Origin of the sequence: Cryocola sp. 340MFSha3.1 (genome assembly GCF_000383315.1) — a bacterium.
Classification (GTDB): Bacteria; Actinomycetota; Actinomycetes; order Actinomycetales; family Microbacteriaceae; genus Leifsonia.
Genome location: NZ_KB911087.1, coordinates 2,153,796 through 2,171,339 on the forward strand (window position 1 = coordinate 2,153,796; position 17,544 = coordinate 2,171,339).

Sequence of the window (17,544 nt, forward strand, 5' to 3'; positions counted from 1 at the left end):
AATTAGGCTCCTGACCGCACTCAACAGTGACGTTTCATTCTACCAAGAGACGGGGGCCGAAATCCCCGAAAACGGCCGTCTGAGGCTTTTTCCGCACTGTGGCGACCTCTTTTGCGCTCTCAGCCGTAAGTATCGCGCGGGCCACGCCCTGGAATCGACCTGGGGCCTCTTTTCCAGGAGGGGGCGTCCGGCCCCTGAAAACGGATCGACTCGATGCCCGCCTCGGGGAATCGCTCCGCGATGCGCGCGAGCAGCTCCGAGCGCATCATCCGCAGCTGCGTCGCCCACGCCGTCGACTCGCATCGGACGACGAGGACGCCGTCGGTGATCTGGTCCGGTTCGGCGTGCTTCGCGGTCTCTTCGCCGGCCAGTTCGCGCCAACCCTCCAGCAGGTCGGATTTCGCGAGGGCGGAGGTCCAGCCGAGCTGCGCCGCGAGCGCGTCGACGACGTCACCGACACCGCGCGGGTCGCGCCCCGACCCGAAGGGCTGGCTGCCGGTCGTGCTCTCTTCGCGACGTGGGCCGCGCCGGTTTCGCGAGGTCGTGCCGGTGAAGAGCGCCTTCAGCCGCAGATAGACGGCCGATGCCTCGCTCTCGCTCGGTGTGTTCCGGGTTGTGCGATCAGGCATCGGGCGTCTCCACGATGCTGCCCGCCTCGATGCGGATGGTGTGCGCGGTGAGTTGGTCCGGCACGTCGTCGTAGACGGCCGCGGTGATGAGCACCTGCTCGTAACCGGCCACGGCGGTTGCGAGCATCCGTCGGCGAGCCTGGTCGAGTTCGGCGAAGACGTCGTCGAGGATGAGCACCGGGTCTCCGGTCGTCGACTCCTGGCGGAGGAGTTCCGCAGATGCCAGCTTGAGAGCCAGGGCGAACGACCACGATTCGCCGTGGCTGGCATACCCCTTCGCCGGGAGAGCGTTCAGCTCGAACAGCACGTCGTCGCGGTGCGGTCCGACCAGGGTGAGACCGCGGTCGAGCTCTTTGCGGCGCACGGCCGCGAGCGCCCGGCGGAAGGCCTCGGGGGTCGCGACACCGGCTGAGCCCGTTACATCCTCTTCCGTCGCGCCTTCCTCCTCATCGACGTGCGCGCCGTAGATGGTGAGCTGCGGGAGGAGCCGTGGATGGTGGTCGTCCCCTGCGACCGAGCGGTACGCCGCGACGAGGGGATCGCTCAGTCGCCCGACAAGGTCGAGCCGAGCGTCCATCAACTCGGAACCGAGCTGAACGAGCCGGTCGTCCCAGATCTCGAGGGTGCCCAGCTGGTCCTCTCGGACACGGGAGGCGCGCGCCGACTTCAGCAGCGTGTTCCGCTGCTTCAGTACGCGCTCATAGTCGGCGATGACCGCCGAGAAACGCGGATTCCGCTGGATGAGAAGCTGATCCAGGAACCGCCGGCGGATCCCCGGCTCCCCACGGACCAGGGCGAGGTCCTCGGGTGCGAACAGAACGCTGGAGAAGTACCGAGGCAGCTCACGCGGCTTGATGGCGGCCCGATTCACCTGGGCCCGATTCGGTGAGCTGCGGTTCAGCTGCACCTCGACGAGGATCTCCCGGCCGTCGTGCTGGATCCGTGCCCGGACGATCGCCGCGTCGGCATCTTTCCGGATCATCGCCTGATCGCTCGACACCCGATGCGACCCGAGGGTGCTCAGGTAGCCGAGCGATTCGACGAGGTTCGTCTTTCCCTGGCCGTTGCGGCCGACGAAGAGGTTCGCGCCGGCCGCGAACGGCACCTCCGCAGTGCGGTAATTGCGGAAGTCGGTCAGGGAGAGATGAGTGACACGCACAGAGTTTTCAGTTCACGCGTCTCAGTCGACGGCCTTGACGGCGTGGCCGCCGAACTGGTTCCGCAGGGCGGCGACGGCCTTCATGGCCGGCGAGTCCTCCTGGCGCGAGACGAACCGCGCGAAGATCGAGGCGCTGATCGTCGGAACGGGGACGGCGTTGTTGAGCGCCTCCTCGACGGTCCAGCGGCCCTCACCGGAATCCTGCACGTAGCCTTCGATGTGCTCGAACTCCGGGTCCTGCTCCAGAGCGCGGACGAGCAGGTCGAGCAGCCAGGACCGCACGACGGTCCCGCGCTGCCACGCCTTGAAGGTCCCGGTGACGTCCTTGATGATGTCCTTGCGCGTGTCGAGGAGCTCGTATCCCTCCGCGTACGCCTGCATCAGCGCGTACTCGATGCCGTTGTGCACCATCTTCGCGTAGTGACCGGCGCCGACCTCGCCGACGTGGACGAATCCCTCGTCGCGCGGACCCTCCGGGCGCAGCGCGTCGAAGACGGGCATGACGCGCTCGACCTGCGCGGCCGAACCGCCGACCATGAGGCCGTAGCCGTTCTCGAGTCCCCAGATGCCGCCGGACACACCGACGTCCATGAAGTCGACACCGCGCGGCGCGAGGAGCTCGGAGTGCTTGAAGTCCTCGGTGAACTTGGAGTTGCCGCCGTCGATGACGAGGTCGCCCTTCTCGAGCAGCGGTTCGAGCTCACGGATCACCGAGTCGGTGATCTGGCCTGCAGGCACCATGACCCAGATCGTGCGCGGCGCGGGGAGCGCCGCGACGAGGTCGGCCACGGTCGCGACGTCAGAGACCTCGGGGTTCGTGTCGTAGCCGGTGACGTCGATGCCGTTCTTCTCGAGCCGGGCACGCATGTTGTTGCCCATGCGTCCGAGACCGATGAGGCCGATGTGCATGATTGTCCTTCTCTTCCTTGCTTCAGCGGCGCCGGGTTCTAGCGCAGGAGCAGGTTGGGCTGGAGCAGATACTTGTAAGAGTCCGCGCCTGCCTGATCCTTGGACGTCTGGCTCGTGATGAGCACAGGGCCCGGCTTGTTGGGGTTCTCGGTCTTGGTGAACGAGATGCGCACGAATTCCGAGTGCACCGCACCGAGACCATCGAGCAGGAACTGCGGCTTCAATGAAACCACCGTCTCCTGGCCAGTGAGAAGAGCGTCGATGCTCTCGGATGCCTGCGCCTGCTCGGATCCGATCGCTTCCAGCGTCAGCCCGTCGGCGGTGAAGGTGTAGCGGAGCGCGGCCTCGCGCTCGAGGACGAGAGCGACTCGGCGGGTCGCCTCGATGAGCTCGGCGGTGTTCATCACCGCGTAGTTGTCGACCTGTTCAGGGAAGAGCCGGCGGACCGGGGGGAAGTTGCCCTTGATCAGGAGCGACGTGACGGTCTTCCTGTCCGCGGTGAACGCGATCAACTCGCGGTCGTCGCGGTTGGTGATGGAGATCGAGACGTTGCCGCTGTGCCCGAAGGTCTTGCCGATCTCGGTGAGCGTCCGGGCCGGAACGAGCGCGGTCACGGGCTCACCGGACGTGGTGCCGTTGTCCCAGTCGATCTCGCGAACGGCGACACGGTACCGGTCGGTGGCGACGAGCCCCAGCGTGTTGTCGCCGACCTCGAGCTGCACGCCGGTGATCACGGGGGTCACATCGTCGCGCGAGGCGGCGACGCCCACCTGCGCTACGGCTTCGGCGAATTCCTCCGCGGGCACCAGCCCGGCATCGCCGCCGACCTGCGGGATGCTCGGGTATTCCTCGACCGGCATGGACAGCAGGGTGAAGTTCGCCGATCCGGCACGGACGACGATCTTCGACTCCTCGGTCGAGAACTGCACCGGTGCGTTCGGAAGCTTCGAGGCGATCTCGGCGAGGAGGCGACCGGAGACCAGGACACGTCCGGGTTCTTCGACCTCTGCGGCGATCTCTGTCTGCGCAGATACCTCGTAGTCGAATGACGACAGCTGGAGTCCGTTGTCCGTCGTCTCGATGAGGACACCGCTCAGGATGGGCAGGGTCGTCCGCTGCGGCAGGAGCTTCACCGCGAAGGAGACAGCCTCGCTGAACACATCCCGATTGGCTTGGAACTTCACGAAGTCACCTCTGTCGGCTTGACGGTCACGGACGTCACAAATCCTAGCGCCTGCCCTGTGACGCGGATGCGGTGCTCGCTCGACCCCTTGAGGTTGTCGTCTGCCCTCATTGAAAAGAGTTAAGGAGTAATCGTGTTAACCGCTGTGGAAAATGTGGATAACTCTGTTGAGGCCGCGCGATCACAGGGAACTACACGTCGGTGACTTGTTGATGACCTGAGGATTCCGGCTGTTCACAACGATCCGCAGGGGTGGGGCCGAGCGACGCCTTTTCACAGCATCGCGAGCGCAGTCCCCATTAAACGTGTGGTTCTCCGGAAGCTCTCCACAAGTTATCCACAAGTGTTAATAACGCTTTGTCCCCACTCTGGGGATGGATATGTGGATAAGTTCTGCGCTAGAGGGGCGCGTCGCTACTTGCCGTAGCGGTGATTCTGCTTGATCCGGCTCGTGAGCTCGGTGACCTGGTTGTAGATCGAGCGCCGCTCCTTCATGAGCTCGCTGATCTTCTTGTTCGCGTACATGACCGTGGTGTGGTCGCGGCCGCCGAACAGCTGGCCGATCTTGGGCAAAGAGAGATTCGTCAGCTCGCGGCACAGGTACATGGCGATCTGCCGGGCGGTGGCGACCGCCTGCGACCGGCTGGAGCCGTAGAGGTCGTCGACGCTGAGCTTGAAGTACTCGGCGGTGTTGGTGATGATGTCCGTCGGCGCGATGACGTTGTCGTCGTCGAGCGTGATCAGGTCCTTCAGGACGGTCTGAACGAGTGGCATGTCCACCGGGGTGCGGTTCAGGCTCGCGAAGGCGGTGACGCGGATGAGCGTCCCCTCGAGCTCGCGGATGTTGCTCGACACCTTCGAGGCCATGAACTCCAGGATGTCGTCGGGAACCTGGATCTTCTCGCTCTGCGCCTTCTTGCGGAGGATCGCGATGCGGGTCTCGAGGTCCGGTACCTGGACATCGGTGATCAGGCCCCACTCGAAGCGCGACCGCATGCGGTCCTCGAAGCCGGTGAGGTGCTTGGGTGGGAGGTCGGAGGTGATGACCACCTGCTTGTTGTGGTCGTGGAGCGTGTTGAAGGTGTGGAAGAACGCCTCCTGCGTCTCGACCGCCCTCTGGAGGAACTGGATGTCGTCGATCAGCAGGATGTCGATGTTGCGGTAGCGCGCCTGGAACGACGAGCCGCGGTTGTTCGCGATCGAGTTGATGAAGTCGTTCGTGAACTCCTCCGACGAGACGTATCGGACACGGATCCCCGGGTAGAGACTCATCGCGTAGTGGCCGATGGCATGGAGGAGGTGTGTCTTGCCGAGGCCCGAGTCGCCGTAGATGAAGAGCGGGTTGTAAGCCTTGGCCGGCGCTTCGGCCACGGCAACCGCGGCCGCGTGCGCGAAGCGGTTGGACTGGCCGATGACGAAGTTGTCGAAGCTGTACTTGGCGTTGAGCCGGGTGTCGCCGCCACGCGGCGGTGCCGTGATCTCGGTGGGCGTCGAGATGACCGGAGCGGCCTGCTCGACATAAGAGGGCGCCGATTCGGTCTCCGGCGCAGGGCCGGCCATCGTGTCCTGCTGGATCTCGGGGTTGACCACGATCGCGAAGGTGTTGACCTGGAGCTCGTCGTCGAGCGAGCCGATCGCGTGGAGGAGCGGGACCCGGCTGCGCTGCTCGATCATTCCGCGTGTGAACTCGTTGGGCACCTCCAGATAGAAGGTGCCGGCCATGATGCCCTTGGGCTCGACCAGGCTGAGGAACCCGTACAGCTGCGGGGTGATCCGGTCGTCCGTCTCGAGCTTTCCGAGCACGTCCTGCCATGCCGCAGCTATGGACTCTTCGCCGCCTGCCATCGTTCCCCGTCTTCGTCTGTGTTGCGGATGCCGTCAGCCCGACGAGGGGACGAGTCGACCCCCGGTGACTCTCGTCGGGTTGGCGGCTTCGGATGCCGCCGGTGGGTATTCACAGAGTTATCCACCGCTGTGTGAGCAATACCGTAGCGATCTCCGGCCAGAATTGGCATGGCCTGGGGATAACTTTCGACCTCACGGTAACTTGTCCACAGAAGAGCGATCAAATCCGATCGGCGGCATACGTCGGCGCGTCGGCCATCGCTTCCCTGCTAATACCGTGCATAATCAGTGGATTTGACTCGATCGGTTTGACCTCGTCCCACCCCAGGCCGTAGTTTTAATCAGTTGACTTGCGGCCGTTCCGGCTGCCCTGTAACTTTCCTGGCCTCCCCGTGCTGGCTCTTTCTCTCAGCACAGGCCTGTGAAGAGACCACCACGGAGATAGATATGAGCAAGAGAACTTTCCAGCCGAACAACCGCAAGCGTGCGAAGACCCACGGTTTCCGTCTGCGCATGCGCACCCGCGCGGGTCGCGCCATCCTCTCCGCTCGCCGCCGCAAGGGCCGCGAGAAGCTCTCGGCGTAACCGCTTCCGGTGCTCGCGAAAGCCAATCGCATCACGCGGGGGGCGGACTACCGGGCGACCGTACGACGCGGTGCTCGCTTCACTGGAGCGTCCACCGTCACGTACATCCGCCCGAATCCGGACTCCAGTGTGGTGCGATTCGGCTTTATCGTGAGCAAGACGGTCGGTAACGCGGTCATGCGGAACCGGGTCCGGCGCCGGCTCAAGGCCGCCGCCTACGATCTGCTTCCGCTCTACTCTCCGAGTCCGGGCGATACTGCCGGGCTCGACGTGGTCGTGCGCGCATTGCCAGCCTCCGTTCAAGCACCGTGGGCTAGCCTGCACGAAGAGCTCTCACGGGCATCCTCTCGTTTCACCAGCCGCAGTCATCTCAGTAAGGGCAGCGTCCGTTCATGAACACCGCGCTCGCAGCAGTGCTCCTCGCGCCGCGCAATGCCGCGGTGCTGGTGCTGCGTGCGTATCGGGCCGTGATCTCGCCGCTCTACGGTGACGTCTGCCGGTACTACCCGTCGTGTTCGGCCTATGCATTGCAGGCCATCCAGCAGCACGGCGTGGTCGTGGGCTCGTTCCTCGGCATCCGGCGCATCGCCCGGTGCCACCCGTGGGCGGCCGGCGGGGTCGACGACGTCCCCCCGGCGAAGAAGCCGCGGTATCGGGTGACCCCGTTCGGATTCGTCGTCGCCACCACCCACGGCAGCGTCATCAGTCAGCGAAGGGCCTAGCAACAACACATGGACATCATCGGTACCATCCTCTGGCCCATCAAATGGGTCGTGGAGCTGATCCTCGTCGCCTTCCACTGGCTGTTCACCCAGATGGGGCTGGACCCGGCTGCGGGCATCACCTGGGTGCTGGCCATCGTCGGACTGACGGTCGTCGTGCGCGCAGCGCTGATCCCGATCTTCGTGCGCCAGATCAAGAACCAGCGACGAATGCTGGAGATCGCGCCGCAGCTGAAGAAGATCCAGGACAAGTACAAGGGCAAGAAGGATCAGTTCTCTCGTGAGGCCATGTCGCGCGAGACGATGGACCTCTACAAGAAGACCGGCACCAACCCGCTGAGTTCGTGCCTCCCTCTCCTGCTCCAGATGCCTGTCTTCTTCTCGCTCTTCCAGGTGCTCAACGGCGCCCAGAGCGGTCACGCCGGTGTCGGCCCGCTGAACGAGGAGCTTGCGCAGCAGTTCGGAAATGCGACGCTCTTCGGCGTCGCACCGCTGCACCAGAGCTTCCAGGGTGCGATGAACGCGCACCCCCCGCAGGTCGCCGTCATGATCATCGCGGCCGTTATGGTTATTCTGATGACCGGGTCGCAGTTCCTCACGCAGCTGCAGATCGTCTCGAAGAACATGTCGCCGGAGACCAAGGCGAGCCCGCAGTTCAAGCAGCAGCGCATTCTGCTGTACCTGCTCCCCTTCGTCTTCCTCTTCTCCGGTTTCGCCTTCCCGCTCGGTGTCATGTTCTACTGGCTGACCTCGAACCTGTGGACCATGGGTCAGCAGTTCCTCGTCATCCGCAACATGCCGACCCCCGGGTCGGACGCGGCAAAGGCTCGGGAGGCGCGCCTGGCGAAGAAGGGCAAGCTGGTCCAGCCGGATGGCGCGACTGTGCTGACCGTCGAGGAGCAGCCCAAGAAGCAGGTCCAGCGCGTTCAGCCGGTGAGCAAGGCTCGCGCGAAGAAGCAGGCCGGAAAGTAGTTAGGATCTTCAACCGATGACCGACGTGCAGACCTCCTCCCCCGATCCCGCCGACCTCACCGAGGTGGTGGCGGACGACGCTTCCGTCTCTGTCGAGAAGGACGAGCCGACCGCTGCCGACCTTGACCGCGAGGGTGATATCGCGGCCGACTACATCGAGGAGCTGCTCGACATCGCCGACATCGACGGCGACATCGACATCGACACCCGCAACGGTCGTGCGTACATCTCGGTCAACACCGACGACGAGTCGTCCAACCTCTCGCTCCTGGCCAACGCCGACACCGTTGCCGCGCTTCAGGAGCTGACGCGCCTGGCCGTGCAGAACCAGACCGGCGGCTACTCGCGCTTGATCCTGGACATCGCCGGCTCGCGCGATGCACGCCAGGCCGAGCTGGCACGTCTCGTCGACCGCGCGATCGAGCGGCTCGATGAGGGGGCAGCGGAGGCTGCCCTTCCTCCCATGTCGTCTTACGAGCGCAAGCTCGTGCACGACGTGGTCTCGGAGCGCGGCTATGTGTCGACCTCGCGTGGCGAAGGCCGTGACCGTTACACGGTCATCACCGCCAGCTAGTTTCACGTGAAACTGTGACCGACGTCGAGCAGGAACCCGAAGCGGCGGCCGTCCTCTTCGGCGACCGCATCGACCTCGCCCGCGAGTTCACGCACAACCTCGCGCAACAGGGTGAGGAACGCGGTCTCATCGGACCCTTGGAACTCCCCCGCCTCTGGTCGCGTCACATCCTGAACTGCGCGATCGTCGCTCCCCTGCTTCGGCCAGGGCGAGTTGGGGATGTCGGAAGCGGGGCCGGGCTGCCGGGACTGGTGCTCGCCATTGCCCGGCCTGACGTGTCTTTCGTCTTGATCGAGCCGATGGAGCGTCGAGTCGCCTGGCTGAATGAGCAGGTCGCGGAGCTGGGTCTCGACAACGTGGTGGTCCTTCGCGCCCGCGCCGAGGACGCGAGGATCGATGATCCGCTCGACCAGGTGACGGCTCGTGCCGTCAGCGCCTTCCGCAAGCTCCTTCCGCTGACCGCTCCCCTCGTCCGTGACGGCGGCGAGCTTGTCCTCATGAAGGGCGCGGCGGCCCCGGCCGAGGTCGAGGCCGCGACCAAGGAGATCCGGAAGTACAAGGTGACCGATATCGAGGTTCTGACCCTCGGTGAGGGTGTCTTGACAGAAGTCACGCGCGTCATTCGCGCTCGCGTGCGCTGATCCCGGCCTCCCGGCGACGCTGCGATCGGGCTTAGGATCCCTCTCCGACAACCGGAGCACGTGCTTCCGTTGTGTCAGAGCCATTCTGAGGCGATGTTCGACGCTGGCTCCGGTGTCGATTTCGGGTCTGCGGGGCATGTTTCGCGGTCGAGACAGGGACAGAGCATGTCCGCGACATCGTTGACTCTCCCCTCGGAGCTGACTGACCGGCGGCTGGATTGTTCTTTCGGAGAGTGGCAGCGCTCGAGTGACGCCAACGTCGACGACCTGGGGCGTGCTCTCGTTTCGGGGAGCCGCGCCGATCGCTGACGGGACTTGGGAGACGCGGAGGTACGACGGCGTGTGCACCTCGCGTGCCTTCGTGGGCGGGATGCCGCAACGCTCTTGTCCCAGTCCAGGCTCTACTCGTTTCATATGGTCGTCGTCGCATGTTCAGGCGAGAGGCCGGGGCGACCGGCCCGAACGCATGTACGGCGACCGGGTGGCGAGCGCGCTGCGTTGTTCGGCGCCCGTGGATCCTTGGACACTCGCCGCCTCAGCGAGCCCATATTCGGACGCGTCGGTGTTTCACGTGAAACGCCGGCGGGGCGTGCTGGTCCGGCGGTCACTTTCACGTTCGCTGGGTTGGGCGGCAGTCGCTCGGTCGGTTATAGCGCTGCGAGTCCGGTCCGGCCAGCGCGCCCAAAGGCGGAACCGCCGCATGTTTCGACCAGGGACGAGGAGCCGAGGAGTCAGGACTCTGGCTGTATCTGGGATCGACTCCGCGGGCGGAAAATGCGGATCACCGCCGTAAGGGGGCGCGTCTCAGCTTCGTCCTACCCCGACCGGGCGTCGAAGACCTGAGTCCTTCGAATGGAAAGACTCCCCTGGTTTGCAGCTCTTGGGCCTAGCCGCGACCTGAGCTATCTCGCCAGTTCCCCGGAGGCTCCGTTGTGCGTGCGACTCCGGGGCGACGGAAGGCGAGATGACAGGTGAGCGCGATATCAGCGCAACCGGAGTCCAGTGAACGATTGGCGGGAGTTCACGAGCTCCCGAGCTCATTGTGACCGATGACTCGACGTACGGAAACGGACGGACGGTAAAGGACGGGCTACGTCTTAGCGGCGCTGGGGCCGCCACTTGGAGTCATTGTGCACCGTCGACCGCACGCCATGCAGGATGCGGCGCAAGTTTCACGTGAAACAGCCGGCTGTGATCGCGGGAAGAGATCGTATTCGGGACTCTCGCCAGCTGTTTACGGGCCGACAGTGGCGACCTCGAGTAGAAGCGCGCTCTGTAGCGAGCTTCGTGCCGGATTCAGCGCCGGACCTTGGTACCAGGGCTGGGTGCGTGGCTTCCGCGGTCGGCTTTTGCCACGAGTTGCGTAGGGCGTGGATGGCGGGGTTTCCTGAGGCGTGGGTGGCGGGCTTCCGTGGCGGGCTTTCGTGGCGGGTTTGCGTAAGGCGTGGGTGACGGGTTGCGCGAGGCGTGGGTCGCGGGCTTTCGCGGGGCTTTCGCGGCGGGGTTTCGTGCCGAGGTTGCGTAGGGGATGCGTGGCGGGGCTCTCGCGAGGCCTCTGCGGCGGGGTTTCGTGGCGGGGTGTCGAGGGATTTTTGCAGCAGGCTTATGTCGGGGTTGCGTGGCGCTTTCGCCGCGGGCTTTCGCGGCGGCCTTGCGGCGGGGGGCGGAAGTCCGCAACCGGCACGGCCCCGTGGGTGCTCGAGAGGATTGGGGCGGGACTCCGCGCCCTGTAGCCACGGCAGGCTGGGCAGGCGTGATGTCGTTTCACGTGAAACGATGCGGATTCCCGACACATCGCCATGCGATCGGCGGAGTCTGACCGGACGTGCAAGGGCTGAGGGAGCTTGGCAGACCATTCGACGCGCGGCGCTCAGCTCGCCATGAGAGGAAGCCCTCAGTTCGCCACCGTTCCTCGTCGAGAATTGACCCGGACAAGCCCTCCGGTTTCGATTACGACCGCGTGCGCGCAGCAGCGGGCCAGCGCAGGACGCGGGAGCACTCCAGGACAGACACACATCCTCCCCGCCGACTCAAGAGCGGCCGTTCGGGTATGGACGCGATCTGCGATTGGTGACGCGGATCCCGTGAAGTTACGAATAGGTTCCCGATCGATACCGGGCGGTCGGGGCCCAAGCACTCCCCCAGCCAGACCGCTGCGATCCTGCCCATTCCCCAGCTGCGCGCCGGCGTACTCGTTAGTCCCTCAGGACTCGAGACACTCCGGCCAGTCGACCATGATGGCTCCGTGGGGAAATTCAAGCCTCGAGGTGTTGGGCGGGTGGTGGTGGCGTCATCATGGTTTCACGTGAAACGCGCGCAGGACGGAGTTTGCCGTCGCGGGACTGATCAGCTGGGGCACAGATAGATGCGGGCCGCCCCGACCGGAAGACAGCGACGACACAGGCCAACGTTTCACGTGAAACAGACCACGCCGCACCACCCATGCGCGCGATCGGAACGACACTTCTCCACAGGTTGCGCGCCGCGCGGAAAGCGTCGGACATCCGAGTTAGAGTGGTTCACGGGTGCGCTGCTGGTGCGCCGACGACCAGCCGGAAGCCGGTGCCACGCATTATGGAGCGACGCGAGTTTCACGTGAAACAATCCCATCAGGACGAGCACGATCAGGACGAGCACGGCGGAGTAGGTGAGATCGACAGCGTGACGGATGCCGACACGACCGACGACAGCTTTGACGTGGGTACTCCCCTGGCGGAGGAGATTCAGGACCTGGCCCGCCGTCGGCAGGTGATCGCGTCCACAACGTTGCCGCTTCCCTCTCAGACGCGCATCTTCACCATCTCGAATCAGAAGGGTGGCGTCGGCAAGACCACCACGGTGGTCAACCTGAGCGCGGCGCTCGCCAAATCGGGCGCGCGGGTGCTGGTGATCGACCTCGACCCGCAGGGCAACGCATCGACGGCCCTCAGTGTCGAGCACCGCGAAGGAACGCCCAGCGTCTATGACGTAGTGGTGAACGACCGAGAGCTCGAAGAGGTGATCCAGAAGAGCCCGGAGTTCGATGGGCTCTTCGTTGTTCCGGCGACCATCGACCTCGCCGGCGCCGAAATTGAACTCGTCTCCATGGTGGCGCGGGAGCAGCGGCTGTCGCGCGCCCTCAACCGCTTCCTCGACGAGTACGACATCGACTACGTACTCATCGACTGCCCGCCGTCACTCGGGCTCCTCACGATCAACGCGTTCGTTGCTGCCAGCGAAGTGCTCATCCCCATCCAGTGCGAGTACTACGCGCTGGAGGGCCTCAGCCAGCTGCTGAAGAACATCCAGCTGATCGAGCGTCATCTGAATCCCCGGCTGCAGGTGTCCACGATCCTGCTGACGATGTACGACTCCCGCACGAACCTCGCTCACCAGGTCGCTGCGGATGTTCGTGAGCATTTCCCCAACGAGGTGCTCGACACGATCATCCCCCGCTCCGTCCGCATCTCCGAAGCACCCAGCTACGGCCAGAGCGTCATCAGCTACGACACCAACTCCAGCGGTTCCCTCTCCTACATGGAGGCGGCCGCCGAGATCGCACGAAGAGGAGTACCCCGCTAATGGCAGCGAAGCGCACCGGATTGGGCCGAGGAATCGGCGCACTCATCCCCACCAGCGATCAGTCCGCCCGTCCCGTCGACGTCTTCTTCCCTGATAACAGCGCGGGAGGCGCCGCCGCCCGCTCATCGGCCGCGGTCGCCGTCGCGGAGCGCGAGGACGACCTGGTCGCGGTTCCCGGCGCTCGCCTCGCCAGCATCTCCCCCGCCGACATCGTCCCGAACCGCGTGCAGCCGCGCACCGAGTTCGACCGAGACGCCCTCGACGAGCTGATCGCGAGCATCCGCGAGGTCGGGGTCCTCCAGCCGGTCGTCGTGCGTCCACTCCCCGACGAGCCGGGCCGCTACGAACTGATCATGGGCGAGCGCCGCCTGCGGGCGACCAAGGAGCTCGGGCTGGACTCCATCCCCGCGGTGGTCAAGGACACCGCGGACGAGGACATGCTGCGCGACGCGCTGCTGGAGAACCTCCACCGCAGCCAGCTGAACCCCCTCGAAGAGGCATCCGCCTACCAGCAGCTCCTGGCCGACTTCGGCATCACCCAGGAAGAGCTGGCGACCCGGATCGGACGCTCTCGTCCGCAGATCACCAACACCATCCGGCTTCTCAAGCTGCCCGCGTCGGTGCAGGCGCGTGTCGCCGCCGGCGTGCTCAGCGCAGGGCACGCCCGCGCGATCCTGTCACTCGGTGACGACCAGGAGGCGATGATCCGCCTCGCCGACAAGATCGTCAACGAAGACCTCTCCGTGCGGGCGGCCGAGGCCGCCGCCAGCAAGACCCCGAAGCCTCCGCGCACTAAGGCGACGGCAGGTCGGCACCGCGGCCACTTGGATGAAATTGCTGGTCAGCTGGGAGATCGGCTGAACACTCGGGTGAAGATATCCCTGGGCGCACGCAAGGGTCAGATCGTCGTCGACTTCGCGACCATCCAAGACCTCAACCGGATCCTCGACGAGATCGGGCAACCCAGCTACAGCTGAGAGGCGTCGGCGATCGCCGCGGCAGCCAGCGCCGCGTACACCTCGGCCGGCTCGCGCCCGGAGGCGCTGATGGCCTGCGGCATGATGGACGTCTCCGTCAGTCCCGGCAATACGTTCGCTTCGAGGAACCAGGGCGTGCCGGCGCCATCGACGATCAGGTCGATTCGCGAGAGATGCCGCAGGCCCAGCGCGTTGTGGGCGGTACGCGCCGCTTCGGCCACCGCCTCCAGGACCTTCTCGTCCAGCCGTGCGGGCACGTAGAACCGGGTCTCCCCCGCGTTGTACCGCGCGTCGAAGGTGTACACGCCGTCGACGGGTTCGATCTCCACCGCGGGCAGAGCCTCCGGACCATCGCCGGTGTCCACCACCGCGACCGAGACCTCCACGCCCTCGACCTTGCGCTCGATCAGCGCGACGTCCGAATACGTGTACGCGTCGACCATGGCGCGCGGCAACTCCTCGGCCGACGTCACGATGGTGACGCCCTGCGCGGACCCGCCCTGGGCGGGTTTCACGACGACCGGGAGGTCCAGTCCCGAGAGCACGGTCGTGAGCACACTGCCCGCCCCGAGTTCACGGAAGGTCTCCTGCGGAAGAGTGACCGACTCCGGTGTCGCGACTCCTGCACGAGCGACGATCGTCTTCGCTGTCGGCTTCGACCAGGCAAGACGGGAGGCGTCGGCCCGCGAACCCACGAAGGGCACGCCGGTGATCTCCAGCAGGCCGCGCAGTGCCCCATCCTCTCCACTGGCACCGTGCAGCGCCGGCCACACGACGTCGGGCGCTGACTCCTCCAGGAAGGCAAGCAGCGAGGCATCGGGGTCGCGGAAGGTCACCGTGTGGCCCAGCGCGTTCAGCCCGTCGGCCACGCGGCGCCCCGTGCGCAGGGAGACGTCGCGCTCGTGCGAGATTCCCCCGGCGAGGACGACGACATTCAGTGCTGCTTTTTCGGCCATGATCAGGTCTTTCTCTAGCGCAGATCGGTCGGAGGGTTGGCGCTCGTGCGGCTGCGGCGCTGAGAGGCTTCGAGCGGGCCGGTGCCGGCGAAGGTGTCAAGCAGGTCCTGCTCTCCGCCGATCACGTTTGCGAGCCGCCGCACACCGACCCTGATGTTCTCCGGAGTCGGGTAGCAGAACGACAGCCGGATGTTGTGAGCACCAGATCCATCGGCATAGAAGGCCGTGCCCGGCGTATAGGCCACGAGCTCGGTCACGGCGCGAGGGAGCATGGCCTTCGAGTCGAGGTGCGGCGGCAGGGTGAGCCAGACGTAGAACCCACCGTTGGGATCGGTCCAGCTCAGCTCGGGCAGGTGCTCGTTCAGAGCGGAGATCATCGCCTCCTTGCGCTCCCGGTAGACGCCGCGGAAGGTGTCGATCTGCGCCTTCCAGTCCGCGTCCTGCAGGTACTCCGAGATCACCAGCTGACTGAACGAACTCGGGCTCAGCACAGCCGCCTCGTTGGCGAGGATGAGCTTCTCGCGGATGGCGTGCGGCGCCAGGGCCCAGCCCACCCGGAACCCGGGAGCCAGCGTCTTGGAGAATGTCCCCAGGTAGACGACGCCGTCCTTCTCGACCGAGCGCATCGCCGCGGGCGGCTTCTCCTCGAAGTAGAGCAACCCGTACGGGTTGTCCTCCAGCACGAGGATGTCGTTCTCTCGCGCGATCGCGAGGATCTCCAGCCGTCGCTCCCAGGTCAGGGTGACGCCGGCGGGGTTGTGGAAGGTCGGCACGGTGTACAGGAACTTCACGCGTCGTCCGGCCGCCTTCAGCCGCGCGATGTGCTCGCGCAGCGCCTCGGGGATGAGGCCGTGCGCATCCATCGGGACGTGGTCCACCTCGGCCTGGTACGACTTGAAGATGACCATCGCGGTCACATAGCTGGGCCCTTCGGCGAGCACGACGTCGCCCGGATCGATGAAGAGCTTGCTGAACAGCTCCAGGGCATGCTGCGAGCCGGTGGTAACGACGACGTCGTCGGCGCTGCCGCTGATGCCCTCGAGCGCCATGACGTCGAGGATCTGCTCGCGCAGGGCCGGGACGCCCTGACCGGAGCCGTACTGGAGGGCGACCGCTCCCTGCTCGCGCATGACGCGATCCATCGCGCCGACCACCAGGTCTTGCGGGAGGGCGGAGACGAACGGCATGCCGCCGGCCAGCGAGACCACCTCGGGGCGGCTGGCGACGGCGAACAGGGCTCGGACCTCACTGGCGGCGAGGCCGCTCGTACGCTGCGCGTAGTGGTGATACCACGGGTCCAGATTGTTGCCCCGCTGCTGCGGAGTGCCCTGTTCGATCACGTGTGAGTTCCGTTTCTCTGCCGTTGAGCCATGCTATGGGGGCGACGCACTGCGGAGAAAATCGTGCGTCGCCGGGTACGAAAAAGACCCGCCCGGCGGGTGAGCGCCGGACGGGTCTGAAGAAGGACGGGTCGCGCTACGCCAGGTAGGCGGCCAGGTCGGCCTCGAGGGCGGGCTTCGGCTTGGCGCCGATGACGGTCTTGACGACCTCGCCACCCTGGTAGACCTTCATCGCGGGGATGGAGGTGATCTGGTACTTCGCAGCGGTCTGCGGGTTCTCGTCGACGTTGAGCTTGACGATCTCGATCTTGTCGGCGTGCTCGGAGGCGATCTGGTCGAGGATCGGGCCGACGGCGCGACACGGACCGCACCACTCAGCCCAGAAGTCCACCAGAATGGTCTTCTCGCTGTTGAGGACGTCCTGCTCGAAGCTGGAGTCCGTAACCGAACGTGCTGCTGACATTTTCTTGTATCTCCTTATGCGGTGGTCGTGAGTTCGAGGTCACCCGACGCGCCATCCGCTGCGCTGTCGAGCAAGTTCTGGGGAAGCGTCGTCAGGTAGTGCTCCGCGTCGAGCGCGGCGACCGTACCGGACGCCGCGGCGGTGACCGCCTGGCGGTAGGTCGGGTCGATGACGTCACCTGCGGCGAACACGCCGGGCAGGTTGGTCTTCGAGCTCCGGCCGTCGACCGCGATCGTACCTTCGGGGGTCAGGTCGAGCTGACCGTGCACCAAGTGGACGCGGGGGTCGTTGCCGATCGCGATGAACAGACCGTGCAGCTGCAGCTCGCTCTCCTCGCCCGTGACCAGGTTGCGGAGGGTGATGTTCTGCACCTGCTCGTCGCCGCCGATCGCCACGACCTCGGAGTTCCAGATGAACTCGATCTTGTCGTTGGCGAACGCGCGGTCCTGCATGATCTTGGAGGCGCGCAGCGAGTCGCGACGGTGGATGACGTACACCTTGTCGGCGAATCGGGTGAGGAAGGTGGCCTCCTCCATCGCCGAGTCTCCGCCGCCGACGACGGCGATCGTGCGCTGGCGGAAGAAGAACCCGTCACAAGTGGCGCACCAGGAGACGCCGTGGCCGGAGAGGCGCTCTTCGTCCTCCAGGCCAAGCTTGCGGTACGCGGACCCCGTCGCGAAGATCACGGCGAGAGCCTCGTGCACGGCGCCCGATCCGAGCGTGACGCGCTTGACCTCACCGGTCAGGTCGACGGAGACGACGTCGTCGAGGACGATCTCGGTGCCGAACTTCTCGGCCTGCGCCTGCATCTTGAACATGAGGTCCGGGCCCATGACGGCCTCCGGGAACCCCGGGAAGTTCTCGACCTCCGTAGTGTTCATCAGCTCACCGCCGGCCTCGACCGAGGAGGCGATCAGCAGCGGCTTCAGATTGGCGCGGGCCGCGTAAATGGCCGCGGTGTAACCGGCAGGGCCGGAACCGATGATGATGATCTGCCGCACGGCGGAACTCCTTGACCTGATCGCGAC

General features: G+C 65.5%; 17 protein-coding genes. 8 read left to right on the forward strand and 9 right to left on the reverse strand.

The window, feature by feature from the left end; translation table 11 throughout:
* Positions 1–119: 119 nt before the first annotated feature.
* The 5 genes from H284_RS0110380 to dnaA all read right to left on the reverse strand — a co-directional run bounded on the left by H284_RS0110380 (position 120) and on the right by dnaA (position 5,725).
* A complete protein-coding gene (locus H284_RS0110380; RefSeq protein WP_018189036.1) occupies positions 120–629 on the reverse strand; it encodes a DciA family protein in 510 nt (169 codons plus the stop codon).
* Complete coding sequence (gene recF, locus H284_RS0110385) at positions 622–1,788, reverse strand: DNA replication/repair protein RecF (protein WP_020076178.1); 1,167 nt, start codon at positions 1,786–1,788, stop codon at positions 622–624. The genes H284_RS0110380 and recF overlap by 8 nt, the downstream gene beginning before the upstream one ends.
* A gap of 21 nt (positions 1,789–1,809) precedes the next feature.
* A complete protein-coding gene (gene gnd, locus H284_RS0110390) occupies positions 1,810–2,697 on the reverse strand; it encodes a phosphogluconate dehydrogenase (NAD(+)-dependent, decarboxylating) (protein ID WP_018189034.1) in 888 nt (295 codons plus the stop codon).
* A gap of 38 nt (positions 2,698–2,735) precedes the next feature.
* Positions 2,736–3,881, reverse strand: coding sequence for a DNA polymerase III subunit beta (dnaN, locus tag H284_RS0110395; protein WP_020076179.1), 1,146 nt, complete (start codon positions 3,879–3,881; stop codon positions 2,736–2,738).
* Positions 3,882–4,294: 413 nt separating this feature from the next.
* Positions 4,295–5,725 (reverse strand): chromosomal replication initiator protein DnaA, encoded by a 1,431-nt coding sequence (gene dnaA / locus H284_RS0110400; protein WP_020076180.1) that lies wholly within the window; start codon positions 5,723–5,725, stop codon positions 4,295–4,297.
* A gap of 447 nt (positions 5,726–6,172) precedes the next feature.
* Here dnaA and rpmH point away from each other — a divergent pair, with 447 nt between their 5' ends.
* From rpmH to H284_RS0110435, 8 genes are all read left to right on the forward strand, one after another.
* Positions 6,173–6,310 (forward strand): 50S ribosomal protein L34, encoded by a 138-nt coding sequence (rpmH, locus tag H284_RS0110405; protein WP_018189031.1) that lies wholly within the window; start codon positions 6,173–6,175, stop codon positions 6,308–6,310.
* A 9-nt stretch (positions 6,311–6,319) separates the two neighbouring features.
* Complete coding sequence (rnpA, locus tag H284_RS20705; RefSeq protein ID WP_081630390.1) at positions 6,320–6,706, forward strand: ribonuclease P protein component; 387 nt, start codon at positions 6,320–6,322, stop codon at positions 6,704–6,706.
* On the forward strand, positions 6,703–7,032 hold the full coding sequence (gene yidD, locus H284_RS0110410; protein WP_018189030.1) for a membrane protein insertion efficiency factor YidD: 330 nt from the start codon (positions 6,703–6,705) through the stop codon (positions 7,030–7,032). The genes rnpA and yidD overlap by 4 nt, the downstream gene beginning before the upstream one ends.
* 9 nt (positions 7,033–7,041) lie before the next feature.
* Positions 7,042–8,004, forward strand: coding sequence for a membrane protein insertase YidC (yidC, locus tag H284_RS0110415; RefSeq protein WP_020076181.1), 963 nt, complete (start codon positions 7,042–7,044; stop codon positions 8,002–8,004).
* A gap of 16 nt (positions 8,005–8,020) precedes the next feature.
* On the forward strand, positions 8,021–8,578 hold the full coding sequence (locus H284_RS0110420) for a Jag family protein (RefSeq protein ID WP_020076182.1): 558 nt from the start codon (positions 8,021–8,023) through the stop codon (positions 8,576–8,578).
* Between the two features lie 14 nt (positions 8,579–8,592).
* Positions 8,593–9,219 carry a 16S rRNA (guanine(527)-N(7))-methyltransferase RsmG gene (gene rsmG, locus H284_RS0110425; protein WP_020076183.1) on the forward strand — a complete coding sequence of 209 codons (627 nt, stop codon included), beginning with the start codon at positions 8,593–8,595 and terminating at the stop codon, positions 9,217–9,219.
* A gap of 2,574 nt (positions 9,220–11,793) precedes the next feature.
* The gene (locus H284_RS0110430) at positions 11,794–12,780 is read left to right on the forward strand and encodes a ParA family protein (protein WP_020076184.1); all 987 of its coding nucleotides are present in this window, start codon (positions 11,794–11,796) and stop codon (positions 12,778–12,780) included.
* Entirely contained in the window at positions 12,780–13,757 is a 978-nt protein-coding gene (locus tag H284_RS0110435; protein WP_018189025.1) for a ParB/RepB/Spo0J family partition protein, read from the forward strand. Before H284_RS0110430 ends, H284_RS0110435 begins: the two co-directional genes overlap by 1 nt.
* On the opposite strand, the gene H284_RS0110440 is transcribed toward H284_RS0110435, so the two are convergent.
* The 4 genes from H284_RS0110440 to trxB form a co-directional block, all read right to left on the reverse strand.
* A complete protein-coding gene (locus H284_RS0110440) occupies positions 13,748–14,713 on the reverse strand; it encodes a D-alanine--D-alanine ligase family protein (RefSeq protein WP_020076185.1) in 966 nt (321 codons plus the stop codon). The two genes, H284_RS0110435 and H284_RS0110440, sit on opposite strands and share 10 nt — an antisense overlap.
* 14 nt (positions 14,714–14,727) lie before the next feature.
* Complete coding sequence (locus tag H284_RS0110445) at positions 14,728–16,053, reverse strand: aminotransferase-like domain-containing protein (protein WP_020076186.1); 1,326 nt, start codon at positions 16,051–16,053, stop codon at positions 14,728–14,730.
* 136 nt (positions 16,054–16,189) lie between these two features.
* Positions 16,190–16,534 carry a thioredoxin gene (gene trxA / locus H284_RS0110450; RefSeq protein ID WP_481299496.1) on the reverse strand — a complete coding sequence of 115 codons (345 nt, stop codon included), beginning with the start codon at positions 16,532–16,534 and terminating at the stop codon, positions 16,190–16,192.
* A complete protein-coding gene (gene trxB / locus H284_RS0110455; protein WP_018189021.1) occupies positions 16,531–17,517 on the reverse strand; it encodes a thioredoxin-disulfide reductase in 987 nt (328 codons plus the stop codon). The genes trxA and trxB overlap by 4 nt, the downstream gene beginning before the upstream one ends.
* Positions 17,518–17,544: the final 27 nt, after the last annotated feature.